This window comes from Hominibacterium faecale (assembly GCF_020734085.1).
GTDB classification, from domain to species: domain Bacteria; phylum Bacillota; class Clostridia; order Peptostreptococcales; family Anaerovoracaceae; genus Hominibacterium; species Hominibacterium faecale.
Genome location: NZ_JAJAGH010000010.1, coordinates 48,652 through 62,137 on the forward strand (window position 1 = coordinate 48,652; position 13,486 = coordinate 62,137).

9 protein-coding genes are annotated in these 13,486 nt (G+C 50.3%); 2 read left to right on the top strand and 7 right to left on the bottom strand.

All coding sequences use genetic code 11. The annotated features are described in order from the left end of the window. Positions 1–18: 18 nt before the first annotated feature. From LG211_RS14665 to LG211_RS14680, 4 genes are all read right to left on the bottom strand, one after another. The gene (locus tag LG211_RS14665) at positions 19–1,584 is read right to left on the bottom strand and encodes a PucR family transcriptional regulator (RefSeq protein WP_253020800.1); all 1,566 of its coding nucleotides are present in this window, start codon (positions 1,582–1,584) and stop codon (positions 19–21) included. Beyond that, positions 1,585–3,777 (bottom strand): ATP-dependent zinc metalloprotease FtsH, encoded by a 2,193-nt coding sequence (ftsH, locus tag LG211_RS14670; RefSeq protein ID WP_269477880.1) that lies wholly within the window; start codon positions 3,775–3,777, stop codon positions 1,585–1,587. Positions 3,778–3,847: 70 nt separating this feature from the next. After that, complete coding sequence (gene tilS / locus LG211_RS14675; protein ID WP_148397027.1) at positions 3,848–5,236, bottom strand: tRNA lysidine(34) synthetase TilS; 1,389 nt, start codon at positions 5,234–5,236, stop codon at positions 3,848–3,850. A gap of 19 nt (positions 5,237–5,255) precedes the next feature. Further along, the gene (locus LG211_RS14680) at positions 5,256–7,025 is read right to left on the bottom strand and encodes a SpoIIE family protein phosphatase (RefSeq protein WP_269477881.1); all 1,770 of its coding nucleotides are present in this window, start codon (positions 7,023–7,025) and stop codon (positions 5,256–5,258) included. 306 nt (positions 7,026–7,331) lie between these two features. Here LG211_RS14680 and LG211_RS14685 point away from each other — a divergent pair, with 306 nt between their 5' ends. Together LG211_RS14685 and LG211_RS14690 are read left to right on the top strand one after the other, a co-directional pair. Further along, positions 7,332–8,042 (top strand): ABC transporter ATP-binding protein, encoded by a 711-nt coding sequence (locus tag LG211_RS14685; RefSeq protein WP_269477882.1) that lies wholly within the window; start codon positions 7,332–7,334, stop codon positions 8,040–8,042. Continuing rightward, entirely contained in the window at positions 8,039–9,613 is a 1,575-nt protein-coding gene (locus LG211_RS14690; RefSeq protein WP_148397030.1) for a putative ABC exporter domain-containing protein, read from the top strand. The genes LG211_RS14685 and LG211_RS14690 overlap by 4 nt, the downstream gene beginning before the upstream one ends. A 20-nt stretch (positions 9,614–9,633) precedes the next feature. On the opposite strand, the gene LG211_RS14695 is transcribed toward LG211_RS14690, so the two are convergent. The 3 genes from LG211_RS14695 to metG form a co-directional block, all read right to left on the bottom strand. After that, entirely contained in the window at positions 9,634–10,452 is an 819-nt protein-coding gene (locus LG211_RS14695; RefSeq protein WP_253020797.1) for a TatD family hydrolase, read from the bottom strand. 41 nt (positions 10,453–10,493) lie between these two features. Further along, positions 10,494–11,465, bottom strand: coding sequence for a hypothetical protein (locus LG211_RS14700; protein WP_253020796.1), 972 nt, complete (start codon positions 11,463–11,465; stop codon positions 10,494–10,496). Positions 11,466–11,527: 62 nt separating this feature from the next. Beyond that, on the bottom strand, positions 11,528–13,462 hold the full coding sequence (metG, locus tag LG211_RS14705) for a methionine--tRNA ligase (RefSeq protein ID WP_148397033.1): 1,935 nt from the start codon (positions 13,460–13,462) through the stop codon (positions 11,528–11,530). Positions 13,463–13,486 lie beyond the last annotated feature (24 nt).

Below are 13,486 nucleotides of genomic sequence, written 5' to 3' on the forward strand. Positions count from 1 at the left end.
TTTTCTACCATAAATATATTAACTAACCACCCGCTCAAGGCGTTTGAGAGCCAGTGCGATCGTCAGCCCGGGAATAACCCGGTTTCCGGTAATTTCCACGCCCAGCACATCGTTAATCCGTTTCAGCCTGTATTGAACTGTGTTAGTATGAATCCCCATAAATTCAGCGGTTTTGCCGCTGTTCATCCCGGCATCCAGGACAAAGGTTTCCAGCGTATCCAGCAGCTGTTTTCCTTTGTTCTCTCCCGCGCCCTTGAAGGGTTCCAAAAGTTCCAGATAATTTTTTTTCACATAGCCGCCCTGGAGCTGGATATTAATGCAATTGCTCACCAGTGCCAGTTCGTATTTTGTAAATACTCGTTTATAAGGGAAGACGTTTTGTACAAAGGACCAACTCTCGCTGATCAGCCTGTATGCGTCTCCTGCACCCTCAATTCCATCCAATCCGGTTACATGGAAAATACGGACAGTCTTGTCCTCTTTTAACTTATTAAACAGCTTGACACAGCTGCTCTTTCCGTCAATATCCACATCCGGGTCATCTCGATCAATCAAAATCATGCCGTAAGTTTCATCGGCCTCGCTGATTTTCATGATATGCAGTCCTTCTTGCTTTTCAAATTCAGTCAGGATTCCCTGATTGATTCCTTTGGCAAAAAATACGCTGAGTATATCGTCCCCTTCGATTCCGGCCTCGTCCTTCAAGGTGTAAGCCAGACTCTTGTTGCCCCGCATGAGGGCTTTGATGAATTCTGCTCTTGCATCTCTTTCCGGAGTATATTTCCACATGCCCATAGCCAGCTCGATGATTTCGGCCAGCTTGGTGATCTCCCCTGCGGAATAGGAATCTTCGTTGTCCACGATGAACATAAAGTATTTATCATTATTGATCGTTACCGGGCCCCAATAGGTAAGGACCCCATTCACATCGATCATTGTGTAGACTTCCGATTGTTTTTCCACTTCCCGCTCTTTTCCCATACGAATGGCTTCTGCAATCGTCGCCTTATGGCGCGTCTCAACGGATAAGATGGGGTTGAAATCTTCACTGAGGAGAATCAGCTGAAAGTCATTATTAATGGCTGCCTCTCGGACCGCCGATTGAAAGTTGCTGTGTTTTTCAAAGTTCAGCAAATGGAAAATGGTATTGCTGATCAGCCGGTTGCTAAAATTATCGCTGTAAAGGACTTTTTCCATGATCTGCGTAATCACATGGGAGTAGTGGGCGCGGCTGTCTTTCGGCATCACAATCAGCGGCAGATCGGCTGCTTCCGCGGCCTGGATCACCTTTTTATCAAGAGCGGGCACAACCGTGCCCACATAGAATATGACCAAAGCCGCATGGCCGTCAGCAGCCACCTGCTTTACAATCTGGCATTGCTGGGAGACATCGTCTCGGACCGCAAAGAAACCAGTCAGAAGAAGCTCACCTTTATCGTCGGCATAAGCCGCCACTTCTTTGGGCGCGGTAGCTTCTAGAACAGAAACCGCTTTCACGTCATTGCCAAGGGCCGCTCTGCCTGCCACTACCCTGGCGCCCTTAAAGGCTCTTAACTCCAGACAATCCTTTACTGTAACTTTCATTTATTTTTCCTCTTTATCTTCCTCCGAAGCCTTTTCACTGTCTTGATCTGGCGCTTCTACGGACTGGGGGTCACCCTCATCCTCTGACTCTTCATCCATTTCCTCATCGTCATCGGCGAAATAGTCTTCGTCATACTTTGCCAGTTCTTCTTCACTGGGCATATCGTCGTCATCCGGCTCTTCCTCGCCTTCTGTAACCCAATTTTTTTCTTCACCGTCCTTATCCAGGACCATACTATTGAGCGCCTCTTCCGCTTCTCTGGCCTCCCGTTCTTCTTGTTCCCGAAGAATTCTCGCAGCTTCTTCTGCTTCGGCTGCGTTCTTTTCACGGCGCTGGTTCTCTTTGTCCAGCACATCGTCAGCCAGCTCTTTGGCAGTCATCTTTCCGCTGTACAAAAGCTCGAACTGCTCGCCGTCCAGCGTCTCAATCTCCAGCAGCGCTTCGGCCACCGTATAAAGTTTATCCAGATGCTCGGTCAGGATCGCTTTTGCCTCTTCGAAGCAAGCTTCTACAATATTTTTAACTTCCTCATCGATCTCAGAAGCAGTTTCTTCTGAGTAGTTCTGCCTGGTGGAGAAATCCTTGCCCAGGAACACTTCATCCGATGAGCTGTAGTTGACAGGTCCCAGCTTGTCGCTGAAACCATATTTGGTTATCATATCCTTGGCAATTTCCGTCGCCCGCATGATATCGTTGCTGGCTCCCGTACTGATGTCGTCCAGGGTAAGCATTTCCGCTACACGCCCGCCCAGCAGATGGATAATCTGCTCGCGCATGGTGGTTTTGGTGCCGTAATATTTGTCCTCTTTGGGCAGGATCATTGTAAATCCACCAGCACGGCCTCTCGGCACGATGGTGATCTGATGAACAGGATCGGTTTTCGGCAGAGAGTGGGCGACTACCGCATGACCAGCCTCATGGAAAGCAGTCAGTTTTCGTTCTTCTTCACTGATTACCCTGCTCTTCTTTTCCGGACCTGCGATTACTTTTGTAATCGCTTCTTCGATCTCATCCATACGGATTTTAATTCCATTTCTTCTGGCTGTCAAAAGAGCCGCTTCATTGAGCATGTTCTCGATATCCGCAGGGGTAAAACCCGGAGTCCGTCTGGCAAGAACTTTGGGGTCCACTTCGTCTGCCAGTGGTTTGTTTCTCGAATGGACTTTGAAAATCTCTTCTCTTCCCTTGATATCCGGCGCGCCGATCACAACCTGGCGGTCAAATCTGCCGGGTCTGAGCAGAGCCGGGTCCAAGATATCCGGCCGGTTGGTCGCAGCCAGTATGATGATTCCCATATTCTCACCGAAGCCGTCCATTTCTACCAGCAGCTGATTGAGGGTTTGTTCCCGTTCATCGTGGCCGCCGCCCAGGCCGGCGCCTCTCTTGCGGCCCACCGCATCGATTTCGTCGATAAAGATGATACAGGGCGAATTCTTTTTCGCCTGCTCGAACAAGTCTCTGACTCTGGAGGCGCCGACTCCGACGAACATTTCCACAAAGTCAGAACCGCTGATGGTAAAGAAAGGAACCCCTGCCTCTCCGGCAGTAGCTTTGGAAATATAAGTTTTACCAGTTCCCGGGGGGCCCACAAGCAGAATTCCCTTTGGAATCCGTGCGCCCAGACTGTTGTACTTCTTGGGGTTGCGCAGAAAGTCCACCACTTCCGCCAGCTCTTCTTTTTCCTCATCCAGGCCGGCAACATCCTTGAACGTCACCTTTCTCAGGTCGCTGTCTTTCTGCAATTTTGCTTTGCTCTTGCCGAAGGACATGGCTTTGCCGCCTCCACCGCTCTGGTTCATGATAATAAAGAAGAAGAAAACCAGCGCCCCGATCATGATCAGGGTTGGCAGCAGGGTGATGAAGATCGATTCCTTATGAGGCTCGTCGGTCTTATACTTGAGCGTTTTGGCATCAATCTGCGGATACACGTATTTCTCGTTGAACCATTGCAAGTCGACCACATTGGATGCGTATGCGTATACCTGACTGTCATCTTTCAACGTAGCGCTGATCTTGGTCTCTGTGATATTAATCTCCGAGATCTGGCTGTCCGCCGCGTATTCAGCCATTGTGGAAAAAGAAACTTCCTTTTCCGCATCCTTGTCGGAACCGCTGCTGTAGAACCATGCCATGGCAAGTACCAGTCCAAAGATGATCAGGTAAATTCCTATATTTTTCGATAACCTTTTCAAATTTCCGTCCTCCCGTGTCGGTTTTTATTTAAATTTTGTTCTAATATCCAAAATTGGGTATGTCATTTTATCATATTTCACAAATAATTTCAAGCAAAAGGACCACTTTTGTTGCCTGATCGACTTTATATTTTTCACTGTAACGATGGGCCTTGAGATTGGTCCGCCCGTCGGCTACCATCCATAGAATTTCACTGCCGATGGCAGCCAGCGGCACCCGGTCCCGTTCTTCCTTGGGGACTTTTTTGTCAACAAAAAAATCCTGTATTTTTTTACGTCCAAGCTTGAGTCCGATATAATCACCGGGAAGCCTTGTTCTCAGCTGAACTTGCGGTGAAGCTCCATGTCCCTCACATATCTTTTCCCAGTCAAAGACAGCCGCTCCCGGAGGGAATTCCTCTTCCGCGGCGGCCAAGCGCATTTTCAGGCGCGTTTTGGCCCTGGCGGCCGTTTGATCGATTTCTTTTCTAAAAGAAACACAGCCGTAGCCGATGGTCATTTTACAGCCGCCGGGAAAGTCCAGAGACTTTGAAGTACCGCCTTCCATCAAAAGCTGGTCCGCCGCCTCCAAATGGCGCGCTGTGATATCCTGCTCCAGTCCGGCCTCTTCAAAGGCTTTGAGCATGACCCTGCGGCGAATGGCTTTTTCCAGAGACTGCAAGCCTGCCAGATTTAAAATTCCAGGCTCTATCATAAGCTCCTTATATGATTGTTCTGTGATCTTCCACAGATATTCTTTATCCTCAGCAGCGATTTTGCTCAGCCGCACCAGCGCGCTGTCAACGCTGCTGTTAAAGTGCTCCTTCAAATATGGTATCAGCTGGAGCCTGACTTTATTCCTGGTATAAATGGACTGCAGGTTGGTCTGGTCGATCCTCGGATCCAGTTTGTGCTCCCGGCAATAAGCTTCAATCTGCTGCCGCTTCATATCCAGCAGCGGCCGTATAACGGCAAAATCCCCTTCCCTGCGCAGATAGGCCATCCCTGCCAATCCGTCGGGCCCGGTTCCCCGCAAAAGGCGAAGGAGCACCGTTTCCGCCTGATCGTCAGCATTTTGGGCGACAGCAATCTTAATGGCTTCCCTTGCAATGCCCCTGTCAGCCAGGCTGCGGCACATTTCTTCAAAAGCCTGATAGCGCACCTTTCGTCCCGCTTCCTCGCTGCTCATTCCCTGCTCCTGCGCCAGCTTTGCGCAATCCCGGACAACAACCCGGCATGGTACGCCCTGACTTTGGCACAGCTTTTCCACATAACCCTGGTCTTCCTCGGCAGCGCCGGGGCGGAATTTATGGTTTACATGGACTGCGTACAAGCAAATATCCAATTCTTCTTCCAAACTTTTCAGCACATGAAAAAGGCACACTGAATCAGGGCCTCCGGAAAGGCCGATCACAATGTGCTCTCCGCGATTGATTAAATTATGCTTAAAAATAGTTTTTTTAATGCTTTCTCTGATCATGGACCCAGTATATCATAGATCAGCTGACTCTTACAGACAAAACCGTCAAGTCATCCTTTTCTTTCAAGCCATAGTTTTCTACGGCCCGGTTCATGATCAGGTCGCACATTGTCTGCGGGTCCTTGGATTTGATCTCTTCGATGGTCTGGGCCAGCCATTCCATGGAAAGGTCTTCTCGTTTGGAATCGGTCACTCCGTCGGATATCATGATCACCTGGTCGCCTGGATTCAAATGGACCGTCACATAATCGATCTTCAGTCCATCTACAATCCCCATTGGCATGGCCGAAACCTTCACCGTCTCCACAGCATTTTTCCGTTTAATAAAGGTCGTTGCCGCGCCGATTTTATAGAATTTCATTTTCCCGGTTTTTTTATTGAGGATACCCAGGTCAATGGTTGAAAAAATTTCATTTTCCGCATTGAGCAGGAGAATGGAATTGAGCAGCTTTAATACCAGCTCCACCTCCAGTCCGGCCTTGAGCAGCTTGATTACCGCAGCCACGGCCAGGCTGCTTTCCGTTGCCGCTGTCTTGCCGTTTCCCATGCCGTCGCTGAGGACGATGGCAAACCGCCCGTCCGGCAGTTCTTCCCACATATAGCTGTCACCGGAGATCCCCCGGTCTTTCGCATAGCCGGCCCAGGCAGGCTCGGCGCAAAGCTTTACGGAGGCGGCGCCGGGCCTGCTGCTTATTTCTTTAATTGTATGGTCGATAATTCTGGACATGGCCTTAAATTGATAGGACATCAGGATCCGGTTGTTTTCTTGTGAGACGAAAAGGGATGACAGGTCATCAAAATTTCTCCGGATCCTTTCTAAGTAAGCGGATGCTTCCGCGTTCTTTTTCTTTTCTTTGAAAACGCCGCAGCGCAGAAATGTGCAAAGGGCCGTATCCAGCCGGAAAAGCCACTTTTGCGGCATCAAGGCAAGGATTGCCCCTGATGCCAGCGGGCCGTATATGGGCAGCGCCAAATTGACGGATAGTTCAATGGTCCCCGCGCCCATTGTCACTGCCGCAAAGCATAACGCAGCTACAAGTTTATTCTGACCTCTGGCAAACCCTGCAACAACGCCTCCCAGCGCCAAGACAAGGATGGCTCCAGGCGGGCCGCCGCTGAGGATCAGGATAAGCCCGGAAACGAAACCAACCAGCAATCCTTCCATGGTGCCAAAGAGATAGCCGATGAGCAGCGTAATGGTCATGGCCGCCGGTATTAAAACCCAGGGCAGGCTTGTCCCGGAAACGATCAGCATAGCCGCGGATGCAATGGCCAGCATCCCGCCGGCAGTACCGCTTCTCGGTTCCCTTTTGTCCACCAGCTGGAGAAGAATCTCAAAGATGCCGCACAGCACCGCGACAAAGCAGCCCTCCAGGAGAAGGTCCGCTGCAGCGATTCGATATGTATATCCTGCGGCAATATAATAGATGCTCCTGGAGATCACCGTGATCGACCCTGCAATGACGGCTTTGTGCCAAGTTGCAAATCGAATTTTGGCTGTGCATAGAAACACCAGTGCGCATCCGCACAGCGCGCCCACGTCGCCCCAGATGGCGATCCCACTGCTGTAAAACGTCCCCAGTCCAATAAGCATGACTGGAAGTAAGTAAAAGTTTAATGTATGATAGGTCAGCAAGGCCGTAAGCAGGGCGATTCCCGCAGGAAACGTTTCCCCCATAAAACACGCTCTGCTCACTAGAAAGCTCAATACAACCACCGCCGCTACGGCCCATATATGAATATCCCCTTTTTCTTTGCCGATAACCGGCCTTTTTGATATCAGTTCCATTTACAGACTCCTCCTTTTGTACAAGCCTGGAGCTATTATACCTTACGCCAATATTTTCCTTTGTCGAAATCCGATAGAAAATACCAGTTTTTTTGCGACAAATTTCGAGAAGCTGCGGGACTCGTGCTTTGAGCTGTTCAGATAGGAATGTCAAAGGGGAGGCGGGGACGGTGCGGGACAGGCAGGGCGGAAAAAATTGACTTGCACCTCCAGTTCCTGTATCATATGAGCAACGGTTTTATCCCCATGCTCCTGACCGCTTATAATGGCCGGGCAGGCTGCGTAACATTGAGAGGAACCCTAGACATGATAGAAGTAAGGAATTTAACAAAACGGTACGGAAAATTTATTGCCAATAATAATCTGTCCCTGACGGTAAAGCCCGGTGAGCTTACCGTGCTGCTGGGCCCCAACGGAGCAGGAAAGTCCACCTTGATCAAATGCATCTGCGGGCTGCTGCGTTTTGAAGGCGCTATTACCATAAACGGATATGACAACCGCAGCAAAGAGGCCAAGCAGCAGCTGGGATACATCCCGGAGATGCCGGCCCTCTACCCCATGCTGACCGTACAGGAACATATGGAATTTATTGCCCGCGCTTACCAGCTGAAAGACTGGAAACCTCAGGCATCCCAGCTGTTGCGGCGCTTTGAACTTGATGATAAGCAAAACAAGCTGGGTAAAGAGCTGTCCAAAGGCATGCAGCAAAAAGTAAGCATTTGCTGCGCAGCCCTGACCAATCCCAGAGCCGTCATTTTCGACGAACCTCTTGTGGGCCTGGACCCCCATGCGATCAGGGAATTGAAGAGCTTGATCGCAGAATTGAAAAAGGATAGGTGTGCTATGATCGTTTCGACTCACATGATCGAAAGCGTAGAAGAAAATTGGGATACCACCTGTATCATGACAGGCGGACGTATCGCACGGGCCTGCCGCAGAGAGGACCTGGACAGCGGCAGCGATTTGGAAGATCTGTATTTTTCCATCACGGAAGGTAGCGGGGAGGAGAAAGCATGAGCAGCCACTTTTATTTGTTTCGTACCAGTTTGAAAAATAGAATAAAAGCCGTGATCCACAAGCCGGCCAAGCTGGTGCTTTATCTTTTGGTGTTCGCTGCCATCGGCGGGGCTTTGGCGACCACCCTTTTGGGCTCCGGGCAGATGAATCATGCGTATCCAACATCTTATTTACTACCCATTTATTTTGCCTTTCTGCTGCTCTTTTACGGCCTGGCCGTCCAGAAGGGCCTTTCATCAGGCGATACCATTTTTGAAATGAGCGACGTTAATCTTCTCTTCGTATCGCCGGTCAATCCCAGGGCAACCCTGCTCTATGGGCTGATCCGCATGGCGGGAATGTCATTTTTTGCAGGATTTTTTCTGCTGTTTCAGAGCAGCACGCTTGCTAGTTTTGGAGTAGGATTCGACGGCGTACTGATTCTCTTTGGCGCTTTTATCCTGGCCACCATCGTTTTCACCCTGCTATCGCTGGTCATATACAGCGTTACCAACGGAAGGCCCCGCAGAAAACGGACGGTACGGATCCTGGCAGTCGCCGTATTCGTGCCCCTGCTCATCTATACTGTCTTTCAGTTTGCCGCCCATGGCAGCATGGCTACGGGCATCATCATCCAGTCCCCTCTTCTAGCCGCCACCCCGCTCGTAGGCTGGGCATCGGCCGGGGCCATCGCTTTGATCCAGGGCAGTATGGCGGCAGGGCTGGCTTGGCTGGGGCTTTTGGCCGCTGCGGGGGCAGTCCTGTTCCTCTATATCCTGTTCAGCCGTTCCGATTACTATGAAGATGTGCTGGTGGCTACCGAAACCAGCTTTGAGCGGAAACGGGCAGCAGCGGAAGGCGACGTACAGGCAGCCGGTTCCACAACGGCCAAGGTGAAAGTAACCAAAACCGGCCTCAGCGGCCTGGGACCGCAGGTCCTTTTTTACAAACACATGCGTGAAACCTTCCGCAAAAACCGCTTTGGCTTTTTCAGTTTGTATATGCTGGTTGCTGCCGTAATCATCATCACAGTCTCTTTCTTCCTGCGGGATAGTCTGGGTCTGCTCACCTTGGTGCAGATACTCATGTGGATGCAGGTGTTCATGATCGGCACCGGACGGGGTCTGATGGAACTCTATTCCCATTATATTTACATGATTCCTGCCTCGCCCTTTCAAAAACTCATCTGGAGCAACATGGAGATGATGCTGAAAATCGTTGTCGAAAGCGTCTTGTTCTTAGGAATCCCCGCTTTCATCCTGGGCAGCAGCCCGGCCCTCACCTTTATAAGCATGCTGGCTTACATTCTTTTCTCGTTGCTGCTGCTGGCAATCAATTTTTTGTCCCTGCGGTGGACCCAGGCCAATCTCTCACAGGGACTTTTGCTGATCGTGTACTTCTTTGTTGTCATTCTTTTCATGATCCCGGGCCTGGCGGCAGCCATGGCCGTATTCTACTTGGTCGGCGGACCAGCAGCCATGGTAATCGCCCTTGGGGCACTCTCCGCTTGGGAACTGGCGGCGGCCCTGATCTGCTTCGTTTTATCCAGGCAGGTTCTGCACAACTGCGATATGCCTACCGTCAAAAAGTAGCCGCTCCCGGAGGGGATCCATTACTTGATTCCAAAAAAGCGCATCGCGTTTTCCTTGGTTTGAGCTGCCGTCTGCTCCAGCGGGATGCCTTTGATCTCCGCCACTTTCTTTGCCGTGTATTCCACATAGGGCGGAATATTGCGCTTGCCGCGGAACGGTTCCGGGGTCAAGTAGGGAGAATCGGTTTCTACAAGTAGCACCTCCAGCGGAAGCTCTTCCACTACGCCCGCCGTCTTTTTGTTATTCTTGTAGGTCACCGGCCCGGCAATGGAAATGGTAGCGCCCAGCTTGACATACTGCTTGCCCAGCTCCCTGCTTCCTGAAAAGCAGTGGAGCAGGACGCGGGCATCCCCGCTGCCATCATAGCGGGTCGGAAACCAGCCTTTCCTTTCCTGAGAAAAAGCACCTTCCTCTTTGAGAATATCCATCACTTCCTGATCCGCTTCCCGGGCATGGATCACAATGGGCATTTTCAGCTCGTTGGCCAGCTTGATCTGCTGGCGGAACCAGTATCGCTGGATATCCCGGTCTGAATAATCGTAGTGGAAATCCAGCCCGATCTCTCCAATGGCCTGGACCTTATCTTTTTTCGCCAGCCCTTTTATCATGGCCAGCTGCATCTCGTCCATATCCTTTGTGTCATGGGGGTGGCATCCCACCGCCGCGTAGCACCAGGGCAGACGTTGGGCGTGTTTTACCGCCATCGCCGAGCTTTCCAGGTTAAACCCAATGTCCATCACATAATCCAGGTTGGACGCTTCAATCTTTTCGATCAGCGCCTGACGTTCTTCCTCTGTAAAGGATTCATTGTTTATATGCGCATGGGAATCAAACAACATTTTCTCATTCCTCCAATCTCCCTATCGTTTCAAACACTTGATTACTTCCAGCTGTATTCATAAAATTGGCCGTTGAAATACAGGTAAAGCTGGACTCCGCCGCTCTTCCATTCAGAGGGAACTTCTATGATCGCATGTACCAGCCTCTTTTCGCCCGGCTTTAAGTCCACCAAATCCTTTAGATTCTTGTTGTCCTTGGTTTCCGTAACCACATACCCGTAACAGGTTTTCTCTCCTTTTACTGCCCGCGCGCCGACAAAGTTCACATCCGGGCACTTTTCCTTTTGCAGGTTTTCGGCCTCAATCTGAATGTCCAGCAAAACCGTATCCGGTTTCTTAGGCGTAAAGTATGTATATCCGTCGTATTTGGACGCCTTGGTCGGCTCTACCCTTTTGCCGGTATCCACCTTTTTCAAAGTAATTTCTCCGTATCCATCAGCTGTAACGGCTTTGTCCTTTTTCAGCGGAAGGGTCTGATCGATGTTCTTGCTGGTATCCAGCTTCAAATGGTAAATATCATATTTCTCGTAGTCATCGTTGTCAAAGGTCAGCTCCACCTCAGCGTTTCCTCTTGTCTTTTGCTGGCCATCCATGAGAATATAGACCGTGCCTTCCTCCTTGGGGCCGATCGCCTCTCGTGAAGAAAGCAGGGTATCATTGTTGACAAGAAGCAGGTTCTGATAGGACTCGTATTCTTGACCGCCCTGTTTGAGGATGGGCACTGCAAAATTCTGCATCTTGATTTCTTTGTCCGTCAGATTCTTAACGTTTGCCACCAATGCCACATAGGCCGGGTCTTCCATGTCGCCGTTGTACACCCATCCGCTTTCACTGCCCACCGGCGCATAGATTTCGTCGCTGCACATGATGGCGTTGACTGGGGTAAATTCAATATAATTCTCCAGCACTTGGGTTTTTCCCATTCCCAGATCGATGTCTTCCGGTCCGCAGGAGCACAGGGCAATAGCTGCAAAAATTGCTGCAAACAGCAGCGCGATCCTTTTCTTTTTCATATTCACGTTCCTCCTGAAAAAAAGCGGGCCGTCAAAGCGGCCCGCCCGATACCCATTAAACGCTATGTTACTGGATTTCCATCATCGGCAATTGTAGTAACAAATTCACACCGCTGTTTGCCATCCACCACATTATCGGCAAAAAGCAGCATTCCTTTAGATTCCAAGCCTCTCAGTTTTCTCGGCTTGAGGTTGGCAACGACTACCACCTTTCTGCCGACGCATTCTTCAGGCTTGAAGTCCTGAGCGACGCCGGATATGATCTGCCGTTTCTCTGTTCCCATCTTCACCTGGAACACCAGCAGCTTATCGGCTTTTGGATGTTTTTCGCAGGACAGGATCGTTCCTACCCGCAGGTCCAGCTTATCAAAGTCATCGTATTCGATCTGATCCTTTAATTCCAGAGGAATATTTTCATCCTCACCGCCGCCCTTGAGCGCTTCCAGCTCTTCCAGTTCCTTTTCAATATCCAGTCTGGGGAAGATTGGATTTCCTTTCTTCACCTGTTCTCCCTGCATCATATCAAAGTTAAAGGCGTCTTCCCAGGCTACGTCCGCATACCACAGACCCAGCTGTTTTCTGATTTCGCCCGATGTGGTGTGCATGAAAGGATAGATCAGGATGGAAACGATTCGCAGCGTTTCCGCCAGATTGTGCAGCACCGTATCCAGACGAGGCTTGTCCGCTTCATTTTTGGCCAGGATCCAAGGTGTATTCTCATCGATATACTTATTGGCCCGCCTTACGGCAACCCAAATCTCCTCCAAAGCCAGGTTGAATTCGAACTTATCCATATGGGCTTCCACCTTGCCTGCGGCGGAAACAGCAATGGACTTCAGATCTTTGTCTGTTTCATCTTCCGGAGCTGTGCTTTCCGGCACGTAGCCGCCGTTATATTTTTCGATCATGGAAACGGTCCTGGAAACCAGGTTGCCCAGGTCGTTGGCCAGATCATAGTTCATTCTCTTGAGCATAACCTCATTGGTAAAAATTCCGTCCTGCCCGAAGGTATATTCCCTCAGCAGGAAGTATTTCAGCGCATCGATGCCGTAGCGGTCGATGAGCTTCACCGGATCTACCACATTTCCCTTGGACTTGGACATTTTGCCGCCTTCCAGCAGCAGCCATCCGTGCCCCCTTACCTGCTTCGGCAGAGGCAGTTCCATGGACATGAGCATAGCCGGCCAGATCACAGTATGGAACCTGACGATCTCTTTGCCCACCAGATGGACATCCACCGGCCAGTATTCGTTGTATAGGTCCGGATCGTCCGGGTAACCCAGGGCCGTAATATAGTTGGTGAGCGCATCCAGCCATACATAGATCACGTGCTTTTCATCGATGGGAACCGGGATTCCCCAGTCAAAGGTGGATCTGGATATGCACAAATCCTCAAGGCCCTGCTTAACAAAGGCGATCATCTCGTTTCTTCTGCTGTCCGGCTGGAGGAAGTCCGGGTTGTTTTCAAACAGGTCTAAAAGTCTGTCCTCATATTTGGAAAGGCGGAAGAAATAGGCCTCTTCCTTGGCCTTCTCCACCGGACGTCCGCAGTCTGGGCACTTTCCGTCCACCAACTGGCTTTCCGTCCAGAAGGATTCACAAGGGGTACAATACATACCTTCGTATTCGCCCTTGTAGATATCGCCCTTTTCATAAAGCTCCATAAATATTTTCTGAACCCGCTCTACGTGGCGGGGTTCTGTGGTTCTGATAAAATCGTCGTTGGAAATTTCCATCGTCTCCCACAGGTCTTTGATGCCGTCTACGATCTTGTCCACGTATTCCTGCGGTGAAACGCCCTGCTCGGCGGCGATGGTCTGGATTTTCTGTCCGTGTTCGTCCGTACCTGTCAAAAACCGCACGTCATAGCCTGACAAACGTTTAAAGCGCGCCATGGCATCCGCCATTACGGTGCAATAGGTATGTCCTATATGAAGGTTGGAACTCGGATAGTAGATAGGCGTTGTAATATAATATTTGCCCTTTTTCTCTGTCATTTTCAATCATTCCTTTCTTACGCC